Source organism: uncultured Algoriphagus sp., assembly GCF_963974365.1.
Taxonomy (GTDB): domain Bacteria; phylum Bacteroidota; class Bacteroidia; order Cytophagales; family Cyclobacteriaceae; genus Algoriphagus.
Genome location: NZ_CAXBBX010000020.1, coordinates 29,076 through 51,347, shown reverse-complemented (window position 1 = coordinate 51,347; position 22,272 = coordinate 29,076). Strand labels below are relative to the sequence as shown.

Sequence of the window (22,272 nt, the reverse complement as noted above, 5' to 3'; positions counted from 1 at the left end):
CAGATTACTTGCTATATTTGATAGTATTAGTATCAATTTATTGTCATTAATTGTATCGAATAAAAATGGGAAGTCAAAGCTTTTTCTGGGCGGGCAATCTGAAATTTCTTAGAAAGCGACGCAAATTGAGTCAGGACATGCTGGCCGAAAATCTTGGCATGACTCGCGCCAAACTGAATGCTCATGAAAATGGACATAGCAAGTCCCCGGCAATCGAGGATTTACTGCTGTGCGCGGATTATTTCAGGATGAGTGTGGATACGCTGCTGCGGGTGGATCTGTCGAAGCTCAGCGAACTGAAAATCCGGGATCTGGAGGCTGGAAATGATGTCTTTCTGAGCGGTTCAAAAGTTCGGATTCTCGCCACCACCGTGAGTTCAAGTAATGAGGATAACATAGAGCTTGTGCCGATCAAGGCCAAAGCTGGGTATTTGGGAGGTTTTGGAGATCCGGAGTATTTGAGCACACTGCCAGTTTTCAATCTACCCAATCTGTCTAAGGACAAAAAATACCGCATGTTCCAAACCGAGGGCGATAGCATGTTACCAATTGCTGATGGAGCCTATGTGATAGGTTCCTATTTATCCGAGTGGAGGCTAGCCAAAGAAACTCCCTGCGTAGTAGTGACAGCAAGCGAGGGTATTAGTTTTAAGATGTTGAGTTTTCAGGCTGAGGAGAGAAACTTTTTGCTGCGCTCGTTGAATCCTGTCTACACAACCTATGAAGTCCCTGCGGAGGAAATTCGTGAGATATGGAAGTTTGAATATTATATGAGTGATGAGTTTCCGCAGGAGCCTTTGACGTTGCAACAAGTCGGGATTGAGATCTCGGAGATCAACAGGAAGTTGGGGTTGATGCAGGCAGGTAACCTTTGAGGTGTAGTCCCGAACGTCGTAGACTTCGGGATTTCCTCGAAGATTCTGAATTCTGATGGTTTGTTTCTCGCGGTGGCGCTGCGGCGCAACTTATTTATTAAAATTTGAGATTTCTTTGAACCTCGAAGTTTTAATTACAATTTCAACAAATAATAAACCTTGAAAAACTACAATTATACTTCTATCCCCTCTCAATGCTTCCTCGGCGAAGGTCCCTATTGGTATTCAGACTTGCAATGCTTCTTTTGGGTGGATATTGAAAAGGGTAACCTTTTTCAGCACCATTTGGAAAGTGGACAAACCAAAACCTATTCTTTCACGCATCGTCTTGCAGTGGTTTTGGAAGGAAAAGGAAATCAATTGATACTTGGATTGGATAGAAAACTTGCCAGTTTTAATTTGAAAACCGAGGAATTAAGATGGCTTACTGAGGTGGAATCAGACCTCCGTTTGAATAGATTCAATGATGGAAAAGTAGATCCTAAAGGAAGAATTTGGATAGGGACTTTGAGCACCAAATTCACGGAAGGTGCTGGCTCACTTTATTGCGTCAATCAGGATTTATACCCTCAAAAGAAACTATCCAATTTGACTATTTCCAATGGAATGGCTTGGACGGAAGACAATCAAACTTTTTACTTTATCGATACGCCGACTCGGCAAATCAAAGCCTTCCATTTTGATCTAAAATCAGGTAAAATTGAATTTGATAGGATAGCTATAGAGATTCCGGAAGAATTAGGATTTCCTGACGGCATGTGCATCGACCGAGAGGGCATGCTTTGGGTGGCACATTATGGAGGTGCAGGAGTTTATCGCTGGAATCCAAAAAACGGTGAATTGCTGGATAAAATCGAGCTACCAGTTCCCCATATTACTTCCTGTTGTTTTGGTGGAGAAAACCTTGACACGCTATTGATCACATCTGCTCAGGAAAATATGAGCTCAGAGCAATTGAAGAAATTTCCGATGAGCGGCGATGTGTTTTTAGTAAAAACTGCCTGCCAAGGCTATTTACCTTTCAAATGCGAATTCTAATGCATCTTTAAATAAAATTAAGACTATGAACCGAAATCAGAAAGATAAAATCAACATTATTGTTCTCCTTCTCATTTTGGTCATTTGGTTTCCTTTAACAGGAAATTCACAGCAACAACTTCCTACAAAATTAAAGACCAGCCTAAATGCCTATTCATTTAATCGGCCATTGATGAAAGGGGAAATGAGCCTAGATGAATTGTTGGAATATTGTGCTGCCAACCAGTTTGATGCAGTAGACATTACAGCCTATTATTTCCCGGGTTACCCGGAAGTGCCTTCAGATGAGTATTTGTACCACATCAAGCAAAAGGCTTTTTTGTTAGGTTTAGAAATTAGCGGAACTGGTGTTCGCAACGATTTTTCAGATCCGGATCCTGCAGTACGAAAAGCAAGTGTTGAATTGGTGAAAAATTGGATTATAGCTGCAGAAAAACTTGGAGCTCCAGTAATCCGGGTTTTCTCCGGAACTGCTGATGTTAGTAATATCCCTCGCGAAAAAGTAGTGGATTATATGGTCGCAGATCTTAAGGAATGTGTTGAATTTGGAAAAGCTCATGGAGTTATTGTTGGCATACAAAACCACCATGATTTTTTAAAAACAGCGGATGAGACTATTGAAATCATCAATCGAGTAAACTCAGATTGGTTTGGGTTGATTCTGGATATTGGAAGTTTTCGTAATGATGCTTATAAAGAAATAGAAAAGGCTATTCCCTACGCCGTGAGTTGGCAACTCAAGGAAAACTTGTATCTAAATGGTGCGGAGCAAAAAACTGATGTTGCCAAAGTCATGGCCTTAATTAAGAATTCTGGCTATCGTGGATATATTCCAATTGAGACATTAGGCGAAGGTGATCCAAGAGTGAAAGTTTCAGTGTTTTTAAAAGAGATTAGGGAAGCAATGAAGTAAGGATTTGAATTTTTCAGCTTTACCCTACGAAGTAGCCCCGCTAGGAATCGAACCTAGATCTAGCGTTTAGGAAACGCTTGTTCTATCCATTGAACTACGGGGCCAAATAATATATCTCGCAAGATAAAAGAAAAGCCCGCTTTAAGGCAAATATTCTTTAGCCAACTTATGGCTTTACAAGTATTTACACTATCTTTGCACTCCAAAATTAGGATGGACGGGTTCCATCCACTCACTAAATACATTATAATTTATGTCAGTAAAAATCAGATTAGCACGAAGAGGTAGAAGAAAAATGGCTATCTACGACGTGGTTGTAGCTGATGCAAGAGCTCCACGTGATGGACGCTTCATCGAAAAAATCGGATCTTACAATCCAAACACGAATCCTGCTTCTATTAACATCAACAATGAGCGCGCTCTTAAATGGTTGTTGAATGGAGCTCAGCCAACAGACACTGTAAAAGCTATGCTTTCTTACAGAGGTGTGATGCTGAAAAAACACCTTCAGATTGGTGTATTGAAAGGTGCAATCACCCAAGAACAAGCAGACGCGAAATTCGAAGCATGGTTGACCGATAAAGAGACTAAAATTGCTGGAAAAACTGAGGGTATCACTGCTGCTAAAGCTGATGCTAAGAAGAAAGCATTCGATGCTGAAGCTGCTAAGAACCAGGCAAGGCTTGATGCTATCAAAGCAAGAGAAGATGAGCAAAAAGCTCTTCTAGCTGCTGCTGAAGCTGCTAACAATCCTGCCCCGGTAGAAGAAGTTGCAACTGAAGAAGCTCCTGCTGCTGAGGCTGAAGCTCCTGCAGAAGAAAAAGCTCCTGAGTCTGGCGAAGACGAAGCAAAAGCATAATATAAATCCCCATGAATAAGGACCAAAGCTTTCAGTTAGGCTACGTGTCTAAAGTTCATGGACTTCGTGGAGAAGTAATGATAGTGCTGGATGTCGATTATCCTGAGGATTATGAGACATTAGAGCATTTATTCTTAGAGCAAAAATCCCGGCTGGTGCCGTTTTTCCTGGAGCACTTTGTACTCCAACCTGGAAATAAAGCATTGGCGAAATTTGAGGATTTGAACTCGTTGGATCAGGTAGAAGATTTGGTTGGATTGGGAGTTTATCTTCCTTTGACAGCTTTACCTGAACTGAAAGATGACCAATACTTCTTTCATGAGTTGATCGGATTCGAAGTCTTTGACGAGACAGAAGGCCTGATCGGACCTATTCAGATCGTTTATGATCTGGAGACACAGAATCTCCTCGGAGTAACACACAAGGAAAAAGAAGTACTGATACCAATTCAGGACGGAATTATCCTAAAGGTGGACAAGGCAGCTAAAAAAGTTTACTGCCGATTACCCGAAGGTTTACTTGAAATTTATCTGGAAGACTAACCCATGCACATTGATATCATCACTGTAGTACCGGGATTATTGGAAGGGCCTTTTGCTCACTCCATTCTGAAAAGAGCGGAGGACAAAGGACTAGCTAGTATTCGCGTGATTAACCTACGGGATTATTCAACAAGCAAGCAAAAGCAGGTCGATGACTACGCTTTTGGAGGGGGAGCAGGGATGGTAATGTCAATCGAGCCCATCGCTCGTTGCATAGAAGCACTTCAGAAGGAACGCACGTACGATGAGATCATCTACATGACACCTGACGGAGCTCGTTTCAATCAGCCCATGGCAAATGCCCTTTCGCTCAACCAAAACCTACTGATCCTTTGTGGTCATTATAAGGGCGTGGACGAGCGAGTAAGAGAACGGTTCATCACCAAAGAAATTAGCATTGGTGATTACGTACTTTCCGGAGGAGAATTAGCAGCAGCTGTAGTGGCTGATGCAGTGATTCGCCTGATTCCGGGAGTGCTGAATGATGAAACCTCAGCTTTGACAGATTCTTTCCAGGATGGACTGCTTGCACCGCCGGTGTACACTCGCCCCGCCGAATACGACGGGATGAAAGTACCAGAGGTATTGCTATCAGGACATGAAGCCAAGATAAACGAATGGAGATTTGAAGCATCGGTTCGCCGAACCCAAGAGAGAAGACCTGACTTGCTCAGTGACAACCAACCTGGGAAAAGCGATGCAGAATCGTATAAGAAATAATCAATAAGCCACGCGTTGGCAAACAGCGAAAGCATAAAAATATAAAGCTATGAGCGATCTAATGAAAATAGTAGAAGCGGAATACAGCGAGGTAAGAGCTAAATTCCCTTCATTCAAAGCTGGCGATACCATCAACGTACACGTACGTATCAAAGAAGGTAGCAAGGAGCGTATCCAGCAGTTCCAAGGAACTGTGATCCAGCGTAGAAACCCTAACTCTAATGGTGAAACTTTCACTGTAAGAAAAATATCCAATGGTATCGGTGTAGAGAGAATCTTCCCTATCATCTCTCCTGCTATCGAGCAAATCGATCTGTTGAGACAAGGTAAAGTAAGAAGAGCTCGTCTATTCTACCTAAGAGGACGTCAGGGTAAAGCTGCACGTATCAAGGAAAAAATCAGAGTGAGAAAGTAAGATTTCTCCCGTTTGAAATCGAAAAGGAACTCAGTAATGGGTTCCTTTTTTTATTTCCTAAATTAGGAAGGATAACCCAACTACTTTGAAACAATTTATAATTCTTCTGATTGCTCTTTCAACCCCATTTTTAGGAAGCGCTCAGCAACGCCCCAAAGTCATCGCATTCTATACTGCGAAAAATGATCTAGCCCATATTTCCTTTGTTAACGAAGCGCTACCATGGTTTGCAAGGCAAGGGGATGAAAATGGGTTTGAGTTCTACTCTACTTCGGATTGGGAGGAAATGCATGTGGAGAATCTGAGTAACTATCAACTGGTAGTTTTCTTAGACACCAGACCTGAGCTGCCGGAACAGCGTGAAGTTTTTGAGAGCTACATGAAAAAAGGTGGCGCTTGGTTAGGCTTTCACTTCTCTGCTTTTGCTCTGACACCTTCTGATTTCCCACAAGACTGGGATTGGTACCACGAGGAGTTTCTCGGATCTGGGCAATACTCCGGCAATACCTGGAGACCGACTTCTGCTATTCTGAAAGTAGAACAACCCTCACACGACATTTTCGAGAGCATTTCTGCTACATTTAACGCTGCTCCAAATGAGTGGTACAGATGGGAACACGACCTTCGTACAAATCCCGACATACAGATTCTCGCTTCTATTGACCCTAGCAGCTTCCCTTTAGGCACAGGACCAAAAGTGCATGAGGTCTGGAATCAAGGCTATTACCCCGTGATCTGGCGCAATAAAAACTATAAGATGATCTATTTCAACATGGGCCACAACGACATGGATTATGAGGGGGGAAGCAATGAAACACTGAGTTCGACATTTAGCAGCACAAACCAGGAGCATGTGATTCTCAATTCGATACTTTGGCTTATCAATAAAAAATGAGTTTCAAAAAGATACTTTTCACAGTATTTAACGTTAAGAAATTGGTATATAGACGATTAAACCTCAATTTCACCTGAAACTCTTTGACTATGAATGCTACTTTTTCCATTGACCCAAGTTATGCTCTCGCAAAAGTTTTCATTAGAATCGCAATGGTATTCTGTGCCTTGATGATCGCAATCATGGGTTACATGATCTACCTAGCCTACTTAGGAATCATAGACGATTGGGATCTCTGGCTTCAATTTTCTCTTTTTGAATTTTATCCAGAAAGCAACAGTACGGTTTGGCAAATGATCTTTTTCTCCTTTCCTGCTGTAGGATTTCTGATCGCATTTTTCCTGCTAGGATGGTTACATAAAAAAATCCAAAAAGAAGGAAAAACCCAACATCTTGTGGCTTGAAAAAAGCCAGTTCAGTTAGCTAATGAATGAACAAATAAGTCGACAAAACAAGCAAATTACAGTGCAAAGAGGCATCACTAAAAAATAGCACAACTACCTAAAAGCAAAAAAAAAGAGGGCCGAAGCCCTCTTTAGTAGGTTATGACTAGTCCATTCCTTTGAAATCAACATCAAATATCAAGACTGAATTTTCTGGTATTCTATCAGTATTAGGAGAATCCCTGTACCCGTATGTAGACGGAATAATAAACTGTGCCTTGGAACCTGGCCTCAATCGTCTGAATGCTATATCCCATCCTTCTATAACAGTCCCTGTCCCAAGTAGGAAGCTAAGAAGGTCATATTCTTTACCTTCCACATAGAGATCATTATCTCTTGCCACACTTTCAATATTCGTGTCAAACACAGTACCGTCACTCATCAGCGAGCCTATGTATCTAGAGTAGATTACATTGCCTGTAATCGGACGTGAGCCAGCTCCTTCTTCTTGCACTATGATGACTACTCCACTCGGATCATATATTCTGTATAGACTATCTATTTCCGCTGTCTCCAAGTAATCAACGATTAATAAACTGTCTTTGGCTAAATTTCCTTCTCTGTCATAGGCAGGCCCTGTATCGTAGGGATTTTTCGCATCGCAACTTACGAATGCGACTGCTAAAACTAAGAAAGCGAAAATACTAAGTCTATACATCTTCATTTTATTGTTGAGGTCCAGGAGTAACTTCTAATAATTCCAGTTCGAACATGATAGGTGTGTTTCCAGGGATACGTCCATCCGAAGTACCTTGTCGACCATAAGCATAAAAAGAAGGAATAAATACCGTTGCCTTATCTCCAACCTCCATTACTGAAGTGGCCACTTCGAATCCAGTAACTAATTGTCCAATACCGATTCGAAAGACAAGAGGCATGTATTTTCTTTGAGAATTATAAACCCCCTCTGCTTTTGCGACATCTTCTAAAGAAGTATCAAATGCCTTACCAGAAAGTAATCTCCCTATATAATTTACTTTAAGAGTATCTCCTAGAGCCACGGTATCATTGCTTGCAGATAGTTCTTGCCAGATCACAGTGATTCCCCTACCCTCATCATAATACTCCTTAACATTAACAATAGAAGTAGTATCAAGGTAAGCTTGAATTTCAGCTAAGTCTTCATTGAAGACAACCTCTTCTGTGGCCTCATCATCGATGCATGAAGAAAATGCAAGAGTCGCAGCGATCAAGCTTAAAATGGCAAATATTCTAATTTTCATTGTAGTTGGTTTAATAGTTTTCAATTAGCACTAGCTCCTATACGGATACTATTGCACATCCGCTACATCCACATCAAAAACTAGAACTGAATTTGCTGGAATCATAGCACCTGCACCATTTTCACCATAGGCTAAAGGTGATGGAATAAGGAATTTACCTTTAGATCCCTTTTTCAAAAGCAACAAACCTTCGTCCCATCCTGGAATCACCTGACCCATTCCTACAGTCACTGGAAGAGGCTCATACGGTCTTCCTTCGTTAAACATATTGTTATCTCTAGCTATTGACTCGATAGAGGTATCAAATAAAGTACCGTCGATCAAATAACCAGCATAATCCACAGACATGGTAGCGCCCGGAGCTACTGGGTCTCCTGTTCCTTCTTCTTCGATTACGTAATAAAGACCGCTCTCTGTTTTCTGTGCTTCAAGGCCTTTCTCCTTGATGTAATCTTGGATAATCTTATCTTCTTCAATTAACCTTTCTTTCGCACGCTCAGCTTTCTTCTCGTCTTCTGCAGCCATTACCTTCTCGAAGTAAGCTTGAATGGCCTCTTCGTTCATGATTTCAAAAGCTCCCAATCTCACTTTGACCTGATCATCCTCTTTCAACGGTGGCGGGAAGTTCTCACCAAAAATAGTTTTTACATTCGACTCAAGCGTGATGCTGTCTCCTTTGCGCAAGCCAAGGAAGATTTCATCCATACCATTATTGATTGGCATAGTATCATCCACTTTCAGGTAACCTGGAAAAGGATTATCTGCAGTAGAAAAAATAACTGAATCAGACGAGGTGGTAATTTTAAGGTTATAAAGCAAAAACTCTCCATTTGGAGCTTTTTCATTGCCTTCTTTCACATAGGTATATTCTATACCATCTTTCTCTGTGACTTTTGTTTTTTTACATGCAGTCAGTGAACTCGCTCCTACCAAAAGAGCAAGGATTGCCAAAAGGCTTTTTGAATTTTTCATAAAGGATAAGTGATTTTTCAAGGTAATTAAAGAAGGCTTATAGCTATTCAATCTGCTGTAGCGGGCATAATCCGGAATAATTCTTCCTGATGCTCTTCTACCAGCGATTCAAATCGCTCTACGGTATCTTTCAAACTCAACGTAGACTTGCCTCCAGAGGCATTTTTATGTCCACCTCCATCGAAGTATTCTGCAGCAAACTTGTTGACAGCCACTTCACTGGAAGATCTGAAAGAGATTTTGACTCCGTCTTCGCGTTCCGAAAACAAGGCAGCCAGCTTTATCCCATCCAAAGATAATGCATAATTGACCAAACCTTCGGTGTCACCGGTGCGGCTTTGATATTTTTTAAGATCTTTTTTGCTGATCGCAAAATAAGCCATGTGGAGATCTTCGTGGACCACCAGACGACGACTAATCGCAAAACCTATAAACTTGAGTCGGTTGACAGAATTGGAATCGTAAATCCAATTTGCAATCTGAGAACTGTCAGCTCCTAGATCCAGCAATTCTGCTACAACTAGGTGAACATTTTTGGTAGTATTCGGATGTCTAAATCCACCCGTATCGGTCATGATCCCAGCATAGAGACATTCAGCGATGTCCTTGTCTAGCAGTGATTCATCGCCTAGTTGCACGACCAATTCATAGACCAACTCACAGGTCGCCGCGGCCACTGTACTCCATACACGATAATCAGCAAAATCTTCAGGGTCTTGATGATGATCAATATTGACGATGTACGCATCCGAATTTCGGATCATTTCGCCTAATTCATTTACCCTATTAAGAACAGAGAAATCCAAACAGAAAATAACATCCGCCTCATTCAACTTTTTGGTGGCTAATTCTGTCTGTGTAGGATTGCTAAAATCCAGTACATCATCATTGCCTTTCATCCAGTTGAGAAATGAAGGATAATCCGTAGGAGTCACCACAGTCACTTCATGTCCTTTCTTGAGCAGGTAGTTAGCCAATCCCAATGAAGAACCCAATGCGTCGGCATCGGGCTTGACGTGAGTAGTGATGAATATTTTTTTGGGTGAAGATATCTCTCTCTTAAACGAGGCTAAAGCTTCCATTTTATACATTTAGCTGCTTTTTGGCTCTTGTAGCTCGCAAAGGTCAGGAATTTTTCGACAATTCCCAATTATTCTATTACACTGATTATGAAGACAGTAAGGGATAAAAACAAAACTTTATAGGGAGATTGAACTGAAAAAGTCTATTTTTGCGCCCGATTTAAACCAATGAAATACCAATAACATGGCAACTAACAGAACATTCACCATGATCAAGCCTGACGCTTTCTCTGCAGGCAATTCTGGAGCAATCCTTAAAATGATCGAAGAAGCAGGCTTCAAAATCGTAGCCATGAAAGCTACTCAATTGACTCCAGCTATCGCAGGTAAATTCTACGAAGTTCACTCAGAAAGACCATTCTACGCTGATCTATGCGCATATATGTCTTCTGGACCTATCATCGCTGCTATCCTTGAGAAAGACAATGCAGTGGAAGATTTCAGGAAATTGATCGGTGCTACTAATCCTGCTGATGCAGCAGAAGGTACTATCCGAAAGATCTTCGCTAAGTCGATCGAAGCAAATGCAGTGCACGGTTCTGACTCAGACGAAAACGCAGCTATCGAAGGAGCATTCTACTTCTCTCAAATCGAAAGAGTAGGTTAATTCTTAACGAAAATAAAATTGAAAGCACCTCATCTTGGGGTGCTTTTTTTTGATTAAAATCAATCTTTTTTAACTGCAGTGAGCGCAGAGGTTTAGCAGAGATCGCGATAATGGATAATCCTTCTTTTCTAAAAACTCTGGAGTAAAAGTCTCTTCATTCCGTACAGCAACGCCCAGCAGTAGTAGGCAAATTCTAAGTTTTACTTAAAAAAACAAATCAGGTACGTAAGCCATACACTTAGTATGAGAAAATACGTATTAAGCTGGATCCAACACAAAAATTAACCATAAAACCTCACTAGGGGCACTTTTTCACTTTAATAGCTAATTGAAATTACTTATTACAATTAAGTATTTATTTAATTTTTTCTTTTGAATTACGTATTTATACTTATATTTGAGCTCTAAATTACGTAGCCATGAAGAAAGTTATTGTCATAGGAAATGGAATGGTGGGGTATAAGTTTTGCGAAAAACTAGCCGCTCACCCTCTTCGTGATCAGTTTGAGGTGGTTGTCTTCGGTGAAGAATTCCGCCCAGCATACGATCGTGTTCACCTCAGTGAATACTTTTCGCTGGACTCTGCGGACAAGCTGCTCTTAGCTTCCCGCGAATGGTATGATGAGAATCACATCGAACTTCGCACGGGAGAAATGATTACCTCCATCGAAACTGAAACTAAGCGGGTTTTCACGCACAAGCATGACTATTTCGAATACGACTACTTGATCTTAGCCACAGGTTCCGCCCCTTTTGTCCCGACTATCAAAGGCGTTGATAAACTTGGTGTTTTTGTTTACAGGACTATAGAGGACCTTGATGCGATTCAGGAGTATGCAGAAAAACTGAAGCATGAAGGAAAATTCAAAGCTTCAGTCCTTGGCGGCGGACTGCTAGGCCTGGAAGCTGCAAATGCCGCCAAAGAACTTGGAATGCAAACAGACGTAATCGAGTTCGCTCCCCGCTTGATGCCTCGTCAACTGGACAAAGCTGCCAGTGATATGCTTCAGAGAAAGATTGAGAGCCTTGGGATGAAAATTCATTTGGGCAAAAACTCCCAGGAAATCATTGGTGAAGAAGGTATTGAAAAAATCAATTTTACAGACGATACTTCACTTCAAACAGACATGCTGATTATTTCAGCCGGGATTCGCCCGCGAGATGAATTGGCGGTGAAATGTGGCCTGAAAACCGGAGAGCGCGGTGGAGTCTATGTAAATAATAAAATGGAAACCTCCGATCCGGCTATCTATGCGATCGGGGAAGTAGCACTATATAATAATGGCATCTACGGCCTAGTAGCTCCAGGCTATGAGATGGCTGGGGTGGCTGTGGAGCATATCACTGGAGGAGAAAAACTCATGAGTCCTTCCATAGATATGTCTACCCAGCTGAAACTGGTAGGTACAGAAGTGGCTTCTTTTGGTGATCCTTTTATCGAAAACGATGAAGTCACCGCGATTGTCTATGAAAACAAGCAACGAGGAGTTTACAAAAGAATCAATATTGCCAAAGATGGCTCAAAGCTCCTTGGAGGCATCATGGTCGGAGATTCTTCAGATTACAATACCCTGTTTCAACTTTACATTAATGCGATGAAGCTTCCAGAGAATCCGGAAGATTTGATCTTGGGTTCCAGAGGTGGTGAGAGCAAAAGTGCATTAGGCTCAGTACTCGATCTGCCAGATACAGCACAAATTTGCTCTTGCGAAGCAGTCTCCAAAGGCGCCATTTGTGGTGCGATCACGAGTGGTTCCTGCTGTTCTTTCGCAGATGTGGTAAAGAGCACCAAAGCTTCCAGTTCCTGCGGCGGCTGTAAACCAATGGTGACCGACTTGGTGAAAGAGACTTTGAAGTCCATGGGTCAGGAAGTGAAGGAAACCATCTGCGAGCACTTCGAATACAGCCGTCAGGAAATGTACGATTTGGTGAAGCTTCATAGCATTATGGATTTTGACGAAGCACTGGATCGTCATGGCAAAGGTCACGGTTGCGAAACCTGCAAACCTGTTTTAGCTTCCATTTTCGCCAGTATTTACATGGAAACTGCCAATCGCCAGGCTCCCATCCAGGATTCCAACGATAGATTTTTGGCAAATATTCAGAGAAACGGCACTTACTCCGTAGTACCTCGAGTACCGGGCGGAGAAATTACTCCTGAGAAACTGATGGTTCTGGGGCAAGTCGCTAAGAAATACGATCTCTACACCAAAATCACAGGAGGTCAACGTATTGATCTTTTTGGAGCTCAGCTTCATGAACTTCCTATGATTTGGAAAGAACTTATTGATGCTGGCTTTGAAAGTGGTCACGCCTACGGCAAATCACTTAGAACAGTCAAAAGCTGCGTAGGATCGACTTGGTGCAGATACGGTTTGCATGACAGCGTAAGCTTTGCAATCCGAATCGAAGAGCGCTACAAAGGTCTTCGTTCACCTCACAAATTAAAAGGCGGTGTTTCTGGATGTATCCGTGAATGTGCTGAGGCAAGAGGAAAGGACTTTGGCGTAATCGCAGTGGAAGGCGGATGGAACCTCTTCGTCTGTGGAAACGGCGGAGCTACACCGAAGCACGCAATCCTTTTGGCAGAAAAACTGGATGACGAAACCTGCATCAAATACTTAGATAGATTCCTAGTCTATTACATCAGAACTGCTGCTCCCCTTCAGCGGACAGCTCCTTGGCTGGAAAAACTGGAAGGTGGAATTGACTATTTGAAAAAAGTGGTGGTGGAAGATAGCCTCGGAATCGGCGAAGAACTGGAAGCAGAAATGGAGGAACTGGTGCAGCGATATGCCTGCGAATGGAAAGAAGCCATCGAAGATCCACAAATGATGAAGCGATTTAAGCCTTTTGTCAACTCTGATGAGACCGACGAGAGTTTGGTATTCGTGCCGATGAGAGATCAAAAAATGCCTAGACCTTGGTAATCCTATACGAATAAGATCATGGAAGAATTATTAAAAAATTATCAATCCGTAGCAGAGGAACATGCTATTCATTGGATCAAAGTAGGTCAGACAGATGACTTCCCTGCTAATGCCGGTGCCTGTGTGAAATACAACTCCAAGCAAATAGCAGTTTACTATTTTACGAGAACCAACTCTTGGTATGCCTGCCAAAACCTTTGCCCCCACAAGATGGAAATGGTCTTAAGCCGAGGCATGACGGGAGATTCACAAGGAATCCCCAAAGTGGCCTGCCCGCTTCACAAGAAGACCTTTTCGCTGGAAGATGGCAGCAATCTGAACGGCGAAGAATATAGTATTGCAACTTATCCGGTCAGGATTCAGGAGGGAAATGTATATATTGGATTCGCAGATTAATCCAATTTCACACATGAACAAATTCCAAAAAGCAATCTCATTGATCGATCAGGTCAATGCGGAAGACCCCATCAAAGAAGTAGTAGCGGGAAAAGAGATTGCAAAAGAGCTGTTGTACTCCATTCGTATGACCGAAAAACTGGATCAATTCGATCCTGAATCATCAGAAGCTATGCAGCTAGCCGTCAGGGCACAGCACATCGGAAGATGGAAGATTCCAAGGTCAGACTACCCAATGGATAGAGTAGGATATCTCAAGTGGAGAGAAGAGCTGAAAAAGATGCATGCTGACATGGCTGCTGAGATACTTCAGGATGCTGGTTACGATGAAGAGACCATAGAACGAACGAAATTTCTTATCCGAAAGAAGCAACTGAAAACAGATCCAGATACTCAAACCATGGAAGACGTCATCTGCCTGGTCTTTTTGGAGTATTATTTTGAAGAATTTGCGGCCAAGCATGAATCCGCCAAAATCATCGACATACTTCAAAAAACCTGGGCAAAAATGTCTGAAAAAGGGCACAGGGCAGCATTACAATTACCTCTTTCACCCTCAAGTTTAGAATTAGTCAAAGAAGCCATTACCTAATCAAATGACTGGTACACCGCGATCCCTGGATCAAGATACTTTTAATCGTCTACGTAGACTTTACATCATTGCCTTGGGAGCTATAGCCATCTCCCTGATTGCGAGCCAGATTCTCATCAGAAAACATCTGAATGATCAGGAAAATGACAGCCGACTGGTCAATGTGGCTGGTCGGCAGCGCATGCTCAGCCAAAAGCTGAACAAGGAAGTGCTTCTGCTTTCTACAGCCACGTCTCCTGAAGCTATTGGGCTACTCGCCGATTCGATCCAGCACACCATGAGTCGCTGGGAAAACGCCCATCAAATCCTGCAACTCGGGGATGAATCCCAGGATTTCAGCGTGGAAAATAGTCCCGAGGTCACGAAGATGTTTGAAGAGATTAATCCTTATTTCAAGCAAGTCACTGAGGCTACACAGAATTTCATTTTTCTCAAATCTGCTGATGCACCAGACTCCACAGCCATGGCAGATCAGCTGAAAAGCATAGAGAGTAATGCAACAAGCTTTTTGGTGAAAATGGATGAGATCGTGAACCAATACGATCACGAAGCAAAGGAGAAAGTCTCAGCCCTTCAGCGGGTGGAATTACTCATTACCCTTTTCACCTTGCTCGTGCTGGTTGGTGAGTTTTTAATCATTTTTTGGCCTTCGGCAAAAGCCATGAAAGCCAGTATTCACGAGCTGATGGATGCCGAGGAAAAAGCTATTCAAATGGCCAAAAACGCGGATATCTTGAGTCAATCCAAGGAAAAATCTGTACGGGAATTACAGGCTTTGAGCAAAGCTATGGATCAGATTCTGCTTTTCGCAAGGATCACTCCGGAAGGATACATCACCCACATTGGTGAGCGCTTCAGCAGATTATATAAAGCACAAAAATTCAACATCAATGCGAAGATTTCAGATTTGCTTTCCCCTCTTGAAAATGAGCAGCTCACGATAGATCGCATCATCGCCGAAAACAAAAAAGCAGGCTGGGAAGGTGAACTAAAAACCACTTCACAGACTGGCGAAGATATCTGGCTTGACGTCTCCATGATTCCTTTCAATTCTGCTGAGGACAAATCCGAACTGATTTTGATTTGCCTGGATATTACCAAGCGTAAGGAATTTATGCATCAGGTAGAGCAACTCACAAAGGAGAGTTTCGAGGAAAAAATGCATCAACAAAAGGTGATTTCCCGGCAAATCATCGAGAATCAGGAAAATGAGCAAAATCGTATTGCAAAAGATATTCACGATGGTATCGGTCAGATGCTCACTGGACTGAAATACTTACTGGAAAGTGTGGACACCACCGATCCTGAGAAAGCCGAGGTGAAGATCATTAAGCTCAAAGAGCTGACTTCGAATATCATCAAAGGAGTAAGAACTGCCACTTTCAATCTTACCCCACCTGAATTAAAAGATTACGGAATTGTCCCTGCCCTGACGGAATTGACTCAGGAGCTCTCAAAGCTCACCGGAAAAGAGATCGTGCTTTTCAACAAATCTGAATTCTCCCAGCGATTAGATTCCTTGATAGAAATTAATTTGTATCGAATTACGCAAGAAGCGATTAACAACGCAATTAAATATGCAGAGTCCTCTCACATCATCGTGACAGTTTCGCATAGTCAAAATATCCTGAGCATAATCGTGGATGATAATGGAAAAGGGTTCGATAAGTCTAAGCTGAAATCCAAACCAGACAAAGAAGGCGGAATGGGACTGACCTTCATGCGGGAGCGGGTGAAATACATCAATGGAAGATTATTCATCAATTCTTCTCCAAACGAAGGTACCAAAGTCACTATCAACATTCCTTTGACTTAGATTTTCTAGATTTTTATACGTAAATTCTGTTACTTTACTACGTATTTATTTACTTAAGCTCATATGAACCCAATAAAGATAGTTTTAGCAGATGACCACGAATTGGTACGGGATGGAATCAAGTCACTACTTGAAAGTGAGGCTGAATTTCAGGTGATCGATGAGGCATCTGATGGTAAAGAAGCGCTGGAAGTAATTGCCAAGCAAAATCCTGATCTACTAATAGTGGACATTCGAATGCCTCGAATGAACGGATTGGAAGTAGTTAAGGAAATGACCAAATCCTTTCCAAAAATCAAGAAACTCGTGCTTTCCATGCATGATTCGGAAGAGTATGTAGTAGAGGCTATTCAGGCTGGAGCAGATGGGTATTTGCTGAAAGGATCCTCTAAAAGTGAGTTCTTAAAGGCTTTACACACGATTTCCAATGGCGGGAAATTTTTTGCTGGAGATGTGTCGGCATATATTATCAGCAATTTTGTGAACGGAAAACCCAAAGCATCTTCCAAGTCCGATGTGCTTCCGGAAGAATTGGCTAATCTGACAAACAGAGAAAAGCAGATCTTAGAACTCATACTGGAAGGAAAAGGAAATAATGAAATCGCCGATGCACTGGAAATCAGCAAAAGAACGGCAGAGGTTCACCGGTTTAACCTGATGAAGAAAATGAACGTGAAGAATCTGGTAGAGCTCACTACCAAATCCAGAGAATTGAATTTGATCTAGAAAGTCTTACTAAGTTTTATAAGTAGTCTTAAGTCCATTTAGAGCAATCTGAATGGATTTTTTATTTTTATTCTAAATTAATTACGTATTATTTTTACTAATTACGTATTTATACTTACTTTTATGGTAGATAAAATTAAGTATTATGGAACCACTACTTACACACAAAGCGACACGGTTAAATCTACTAGACATTAAAACCGTTCCGATCCGAACTTTCTGGATCACCTCTATCGCATTCTTCATCTGCTTTTTCGCATGGTTCGGCATCGTCCCATTCATGCCAGACGTAGTCAAGGATCTTGGCCTTACTCCTGCCCAAAAATGGAACGCTACAGTATTAGCAGTAGCGGGAACAGTTTTCGCCAGACTTCTTATCGGCAAACTTTGCGATAAGTACGGCCCGAGACTTTGTTACACCTGGCTTTTGATTTTGGGATCCATTCCTGTTGTTTTGAGCGGACTGGTAACGACACCAATGCAATTTATGATTTGCAGACTGTTGACAGGATTTATTGGTGCTTCTTTTGTCATCACTCAGGTCCATACCTCGCTGATGTTTGCTTCCAATGTCGTAGGAACTGCCAATGCAACGTCCGCAGGCTGGGGGAATTTAGGCGGAGGCGCCAACAGGCTTGGAATGCCGATCATCGCAGCCATAGTAATTGGAGCTGGGGTAGCAGAGGCAGATGCCTGGCGTTACGCCATGGTGATTGCAGGAATTGTTTGCTTTTCCATGGGCCTAGTTTACTATTTCTTCACAAAAGACACTCCTGAAGGTAATTTCAAAGAATTGGAAGCACGAGGAATGCAGGTTCCTTCGACCAAAAAAGACAAAGTGGGATTTGCAGAAGCAGTTAAAGATTACCGAGTATGGTTACTGTTCATTGTCTATGCTGCCTGTTTTGGAATAGAACTAACCGTATATGGAACCATGGACGATTACTTGCAGAACACCTTCCAACTGGAGCGAATCACTGCGGGTAATATCGTACTTTCCTTCGCGCTGATGAACATTTTTGCCCGTACACTTGGCGGATACTTTGGGGATAAATTTGGAAAATTAAGAGGATTAAAAGGGAGGGTCTGGTTTCTTGCTGCAATCCTAATTGTAGAAGGACTGATGCTTAGTTTGTTTTCTTTGGCCACAGGTCTTTTCGTAGGCTTCGCACTACTAATTGCTTTCAGTTTGTCTGTGCAAATGGCCGAAGGAGCCACCTTCTCAGTCGTCCCTTTTGTGAATAGAAAAGCAATAGGATCAATTTCAGGAATAGTTGGTGCCGGGGGAAATTTCGGTGCATTTATGGCGGCACTTTTCTTAAGTTCCAAATCTGCCGTCGCTGAGAAAACTGCTCTAATTGCAAGCGAGGCATTAGGAGCTGAGGCAGCCGCAGCTGCCCAATCAGCAGCAGCTGCAAGTGCTGTATCAGCAGGATACTTGGTCATAGGTGGATTGATCGTGGTATCAGGAATGGTAGCTCTAGCCATTCGATTCAGCACCGAAGATGAAAAAGTAGCAGAGGTAGAATTAAGCAAACTGCAACCTGAATTAGTGAGAATTGATAATTAACTTGTAGCATTACTCCCAAAATAGCTCTTCTGCCCTTGACCATTTGTCGTGCGGATGAGCTATTTTGTTCTTAACCTATTTCCAACAGTAACTATTGAGTAGTGATCCCAGATAAAAAAATCAAAACCACTTGTTCTTACTGCGGCGTTGGCTGCGGAATAGTTGCAGAGGTAGATGCTCAAAACAAAGTTCAGGTCGAAGGTGATCCGAATCATCCCGTGAACCAGGGCATGCTTTGCTCCAAAGGTCGCAATCTACACTATGTGGTCAACGATACTTCGGATAGAATTCTATATCCTGAGATGCGCTGGAGCAGATCTCATCCTCGTGAGCGGGTGAGCTGGGACGAAGGACTCGACAGAGCTGCTGGTGTATTCAAATCTTTGATTCAGAAATACGGACCGAACAGTGTAGGCTTTTACATTTCAGGACAATGCCTTACTGAAGAGTATTACATCGCAAATAAGCTTACAAAAGGCTTTTTGGGGACAAATAACATCGATACCAACAGTCGCTTGTGCATGAGCTCGGCGGTAGTTGCCTATAAGAAAACTTTCGGAGAAGACTCAGTTCCTATTTCCTACGAGGACATAGAACTTGCAGATGCTTTTTTGATTGCTGGCGCAAATCCCGCCTGGTGTCATCCCATCCTCTTTCGCAGATTGGAAAAGCATAAGGAGAAAAATCCCAATGTGAAGATAATAGTCGTGGATCCACGCAAAACCGATTCTGCTACTTTCGCGGATATTCACCTGCAAATCATTCCTGGTACTGACATTATTTTATACAATGCCATCGGCCGTAGAATCATCGACATTGGACTGGCAGATAAAGAATTCATAGAAAAACACACCGAGAACTACCTGAAGTACCGCAAGCAAGTGATGGCAACTTCCTTGAAAGAAGCTTCAAAACTCTGCGGAATTTCTGTTGACGACATTAAAAAAGTAGCAGAGATCATCGGCGAATCCAAAGGATTCATCAGCATGTGGGCGATGGGTCTGAACCAAAGCGCCATAGGTACCGATAAGAACTTTTCTCTACTGAATCTTTCGCTGGTTACTGGTAGAATAGGCAAGCCAGGAAATGGACCTTTCTCGCTTACAGGTCAGCCAAATGCCATGGGCGGACGTGAAGTAGGCGGAATGGCGAGTTTACTGGCCGTTCACAAGGACCTGAATAATCCTGTACACCGACAGGAAGTCGCGAATTTTTGGGGCGTAAATGAGATTTCTCCAGAACCTGGATTATCTGCCACTGAGATGTTTGATGCTTTGGAAAGTGGGGAAATGAAAGCCGTATGGATCATCTGTACCAATCCTATGGTGAGTTTGCCAAACTCTAAGAAGATCGAAAAGGCGATGAAAAATGCCAAATTCGTAGTCGTACAGGATATTTCACACAAAGCTGACACGGTTGAATACGCAGACTTAGTCCTGCCTGCCGCAGGATGGCTGGAGAAAGAAGGCACTATGACCAATTCTGAGCGTAGAATTTCTTACCTCAACAAGGGAATCAATCCTCCGGGAGAAGCTAGAACTGACGTAGAGATACTTTGCGATTTTGCCCGCAGAATGGGTTTCCGAGGCTTTAATTTTAACAATACGGAGGAGATTTACGAGGAATATTGTGCCATGACCAAAGGTACAAACATTGATATTTCCTTTTTGAACTACGATAGACTGAAAAGTGAGGGCACCTTTCAATGGCCAGTGCCTGAGTACAGACACACAGGTACTGCAAGACTCTTCGCAGACAATAAATTCTATACACCGTCCCAAAAAGCGATCTTCAATATCCCTGCTCAGATCGCCAATACTTCAGAAAAAACCAGCAAGGAATTTCCATTGATTCTTACGACTGGACGTGTTCGTGATCAGTGGCACACCATGACCAAGACGGGAAAAGTATCCCGACTTCGCACACATTACCCGAGTCCCGTCCTGGAAATAAATCCAATCGATGCATACTTGGACAAGGTGAAAGACGGAGATGTGGTAGAGGTGAAAAGCAAGAATGGCGTAGTGAGAGTAAAGGCCAAGCTTTCCAAAAGCATTCGAGAAGGCGTGGTCTTCCTACCAATGCACTGGGGGAAGCAATTGCAATCGGATCTAAACCGTGCGAATAACCTGACCAAAACTGTAGTCGATCCTCAATCCAAGGAACCGGATTTTAAATTTACGACGGTATCAGTATCCAAATACAAAAAAGAAAAAGAGAAAATAGTGGTTGTGGGTGCTGGTGCAGCAGCTTTCCGCTTTATCCAAAACTACCGAGAGCACAATGATTCCGATCAGATTCATGTATTTTCTAAGGAGCCTCATCCCTTTTACAACCGGGTGCTTTTGCCGGAATATGTGACAGAAGAATTGACTTGGGAGCAACTTCAGAAGATAAAGGAATATGAGCTTCAGAAGCTTAAAATCTCTCTTCATACTGGCCTTTCCATAGAAAAGATCGATCCAGAAAAGCAGGTGGTGGTTGACGATAATGGGCAAGAATATCCTTTCGACAAGTTGATCCTAGCTACAGGAAGTAGAGCTTTTATACCGAAAGATGCTCAGCTAGACCTGCCTGGTAGATTCACTATGCGTAGTAAAATTGATGCGGATAGATTTAAAGACTACTTAGATTCGACGAAATTACCACCTGAAAATCAGCATGTGGTCATCATAGGCGGTGGCCTGTTGGGACTAGAACTTGCTGCGGCCTTACAGCACAACCGTGTGAAAGTGACAATCGTGCAGCGCGCTTCCAGACTCATGGAACGACAACTGGATGAGGTTTCCAGCAAGCTGCTTTCATTGGATGTGCAGGAGCGTGGAATCCACGTTTACTTCGATAACGAAGTGAGCACAGTTTTCGACGATGAAGAACACAAATCGCTTTCCATTACCCTGAAAAGCGGAAAAATCATTTACGCCAATGCGGTAGTTTATGCCATTGGCACTCAGCCGAACATCAAGATTGCCCGGGATAATGGGATCCTGTGTGGTCGTGGCATCAAGGTCAATCAGCACTTACAGACCAATTACCCTAACATTTTTGCCATAGGCGAGATCGCAGAATTCCAAAATCAACTCTTCGGAATCACTTCTGCTGCTGAGGAGCAAGCTATGGTTTTGGCAAATTATATCGCTGGTGATGTGAGTAGCATTTACAGCGGATCTGTGCTGATGAACATTCTAAAATTTAAGGATCTGGAACTTTGCAGCATTGGAGATATTCTCATTCCTGAAAATGACGACTCCTACGAGGAAATCATTTTCACTGACATGAGTCGGCGTTATTACAAGAAGTGTATTGTCAAAGATGATTTACTTATTGGGGCAGTTTTGATGGGAGACAAGAACGAATTTGCTGAATTCAAATCCCTAATAGAAAACAAAATTGAGCTTTCTGAAAAACGAAAATCCTTGTTAATGGGATCTTCTGATACAAGGCCAGTAATAGGAAAATTAGTATGTAGCTGTAGCCGTGTAGGCGAAGGAAATATCCAGGAAGCTATTGCAGGAGGATGCACGGATTTTACTGCTCTATGCCAGCAAACTGGCGCAGGATTGGGTTGCGGAAGTTGTAAAACAGAAGTTAGAGAGATTCTCCATCAATCAAAAGTACTGGCGTGAAATCAACCATCACCCTAAGTAAATCCTTTGAA

General features: G+C 42.5%; 21 protein-coding genes and 1 tRNA gene. 17 read left to right on the top strand and 5 right to left on the bottom strand.

Features of this window, described 5'->3' with window-relative positions:
- Positions 1-65: 65 nt before the first annotated feature.
- From AACZ87_RS21105 to AACZ87_RS21095, 3 genes are all read left to right on the top strand, one after another.
- Positions 66-875: a LexA family transcriptional regulator gene (locus tag AACZ87_RS21105; RefSeq protein ID WP_339870063.1), complete on the top strand. Its 810-nt coding sequence runs from the start codon at positions 66-68 to the stop codon at positions 873-875.
- A 159-nt stretch (positions 876-1,034) separates the two neighbouring features.
- Positions 1,035-1,913 carry an SMP-30/gluconolactonase/LRE family protein gene (locus AACZ87_RS21100; protein WP_339870062.1) on the top strand — a complete coding sequence of 293 codons (879 nt, stop codon included), beginning with the start codon at positions 1,035-1,037 and terminating at the stop codon, positions 1,911-1,913.
- A 25-nt stretch (positions 1,914-1,938) separates the two neighbouring features.
- Positions 1,939-2,826: a sugar phosphate isomerase/epimerase family protein gene (locus AACZ87_RS21095; protein WP_339870061.1), complete on the top strand. Its 888-nt coding sequence runs from the start codon at positions 1,939-1,941 to the stop codon at positions 2,824-2,826.
- A gap of 32 nt (positions 2,827-2,858) precedes the next feature.
- Here the strand turns inward: AACZ87_RS21095 and AACZ87_RS21090 are convergent.
- Positions 2,859-2,930 (bottom strand) — tRNA-Arg (locus tag AACZ87_RS21090).
- Positions 2,931-3,079: 149 nt separating this feature from the next.
- Between AACZ87_RS21090 and AACZ87_RS21085 the strand changes: the two genes are divergently transcribed.
- The 6 genes from AACZ87_RS21085 to AACZ87_RS21060 all read left to right on the top strand — a co-directional run bounded on the left by AACZ87_RS21085 (position 3,080) and on the right by AACZ87_RS21060 (position 6,661).
- Entirely contained in the window at positions 3,080-3,685 is a 606-nt protein-coding gene (locus AACZ87_RS21085) for a 30S ribosomal protein S16 (RefSeq protein ID WP_339870060.1), read from the top strand.
- 11 nt (positions 3,686-3,696) lie between these two features.
- Entirely contained in the window at positions 3,697-4,227 is a 531-nt protein-coding gene (rimM, locus tag AACZ87_RS21080; protein ID WP_339870059.1) for a ribosome maturation factor RimM, read from the top strand.
- Positions 4,228-4,230: 3 nt separating this feature from the next.
- Positions 4,231-4,947, top strand: a complete 717-nt coding sequence (trmD, locus tag AACZ87_RS21075) for a tRNA (guanosine(37)-N1)-methyltransferase TrmD (RefSeq protein ID WP_339870058.1) — start codon at positions 4,231-4,233, stop codon at positions 4,945-4,947.
- A 49-nt stretch (positions 4,948-4,996) separates the two neighbouring features.
- Positions 4,997-5,362: a 50S ribosomal protein L19 gene (gene rplS, locus AACZ87_RS21070; RefSeq protein WP_091692379.1), complete on the top strand. Its 366-nt coding sequence runs from the start codon at positions 4,997-4,999 to the stop codon at positions 5,360-5,362.
- Between the two features lie 85 nt (positions 5,363-5,447).
- On the top strand, positions 5,448-6,257 hold the full coding sequence (locus AACZ87_RS21065; protein WP_339870057.1) for a ThuA domain-containing protein: 810 nt from the start codon (positions 5,448-5,450) through the stop codon (positions 6,255-6,257).
- Positions 6,258-6,346: 89 nt separating this feature from the next.
- Positions 6,347-6,661: a hypothetical protein gene (locus AACZ87_RS21060; RefSeq protein WP_339870056.1), complete on the top strand. Its 315-nt coding sequence runs from the start codon at positions 6,347-6,349 to the stop codon at positions 6,659-6,661.
- A 145-nt stretch (positions 6,662-6,806) separates the two neighbouring features.
- On the opposite strand, the gene AACZ87_RS21055 is transcribed toward AACZ87_RS21060, so the two are convergent.
- Genes AACZ87_RS21055 through AACZ87_RS21040 form a run of 4 tightly spaced genes read right to left on the bottom strand, consistent with a single transcriptional unit; the run spans position 6,807 to position 9,977 of the window.
- The gene (locus tag AACZ87_RS21055; protein WP_339870055.1) at positions 6,807-7,358 is read right to left on the bottom strand and encodes an FKBP-type peptidyl-prolyl cis-trans isomerase; all 552 of its coding nucleotides are present in this window, start codon (positions 7,356-7,358) and stop codon (positions 6,807-6,809) included.
- A gap of 7 nt (positions 7,359-7,365) precedes the next feature.
- Positions 7,366-7,923 carry an FKBP-type peptidyl-prolyl cis-trans isomerase gene (locus AACZ87_RS21050; protein WP_339870054.1) on the bottom strand — a complete coding sequence of 186 codons (558 nt, stop codon included), beginning with the start codon at positions 7,921-7,923 and terminating at the stop codon, positions 7,366-7,368.
- Between the two features lie 48 nt (positions 7,924-7,971).
- On the bottom strand, positions 7,972-8,895 hold the full coding sequence (locus AACZ87_RS21045; RefSeq protein ID WP_339870053.1) for an FKBP-type peptidyl-prolyl cis-trans isomerase: 924 nt from the start codon (positions 8,893-8,895) through the stop codon (positions 7,972-7,974).
- A 47-nt stretch (positions 8,896-8,942) separates the two neighbouring features.
- Positions 8,943-9,977, bottom strand: a complete 1,035-nt coding sequence (locus AACZ87_RS21040) for a DHH family phosphoesterase (protein ID WP_339870052.1) — start codon at positions 9,975-9,977, stop codon at positions 8,943-8,945.
- Positions 9,978-10,161: 184 nt separating this feature from the next.
- Here AACZ87_RS21040 and AACZ87_RS21035 point away from each other — a divergent pair, with 184 nt between their 5' ends.
- The 8 genes from AACZ87_RS21035 (at position 10,162) to AACZ87_RS21000 (ending at position 22,240) form a co-directional block, all read left to right on the top strand.
- Entirely contained in the window at positions 10,162-10,584 is a 423-nt protein-coding gene (locus tag AACZ87_RS21035) for a nucleoside-diphosphate kinase (RefSeq protein ID WP_283412333.1), read from the top strand.
- 419 nt (positions 10,585-11,003) lie between these two features.
- Entirely contained in the window at positions 11,004-13,514 is a 2,511-nt protein-coding gene (gene nirB / locus AACZ87_RS21030; protein ID WP_339870051.1) for a nitrite reductase large subunit NirB, read from the top strand.
- 18 nt (positions 13,515-13,532) lie between these two features.
- Positions 13,533-13,910 (top strand): nitrite reductase small subunit NirD, encoded by a 378-nt coding sequence (gene nirD / locus AACZ87_RS21025; RefSeq protein ID WP_339870050.1) that lies wholly within the window; start codon positions 13,533-13,535, stop codon positions 13,908-13,910.
- A 13-nt stretch (positions 13,911-13,923) separates the two neighbouring features.
- Complete coding sequence (locus AACZ87_RS21020; RefSeq protein WP_339870049.1) at positions 13,924-14,502, top strand: DUF4202 domain-containing protein; 579 nt, start codon at positions 13,924-13,926, stop codon at positions 14,500-14,502.
- Between the two features lie 4 nt (positions 14,503-14,506).
- Positions 14,507-16,318 carry an ATP-binding protein gene (locus AACZ87_RS21015; protein ID WP_339870048.1) on the top strand — a complete coding sequence of 604 codons (1,812 nt, stop codon included), beginning with the start codon at positions 14,507-14,509 and terminating at the stop codon, positions 16,316-16,318.
- Between the two features lie 63 nt (positions 16,319-16,381).
- A complete protein-coding gene (locus tag AACZ87_RS21010; RefSeq protein ID WP_339870047.1) occupies positions 16,382-17,044 on the top strand; it encodes a response regulator transcription factor in 663 nt (220 codons plus the stop codon).
- Between the two features lie 145 nt (positions 17,045-17,189).
- Positions 17,190-18,614, top strand: coding sequence for an MFS transporter (locus tag AACZ87_RS21005; protein ID WP_339870046.1), 1,425 nt, complete (start codon positions 17,190-17,192; stop codon positions 18,612-18,614).
- A gap of 101 nt (positions 18,615-18,715) precedes the next feature.
- Positions 18,716-22,240 carry a molybdopterin-dependent oxidoreductase gene (locus AACZ87_RS21000; RefSeq protein ID WP_339870045.1) on the top strand — a complete coding sequence of 1,175 codons (3,525 nt, stop codon included), beginning with the start codon at positions 18,716-18,718 and terminating at the stop codon, positions 22,238-22,240.
- The last annotated feature ends 32 nt before the right edge of the window (positions 22,241-22,272 follow it).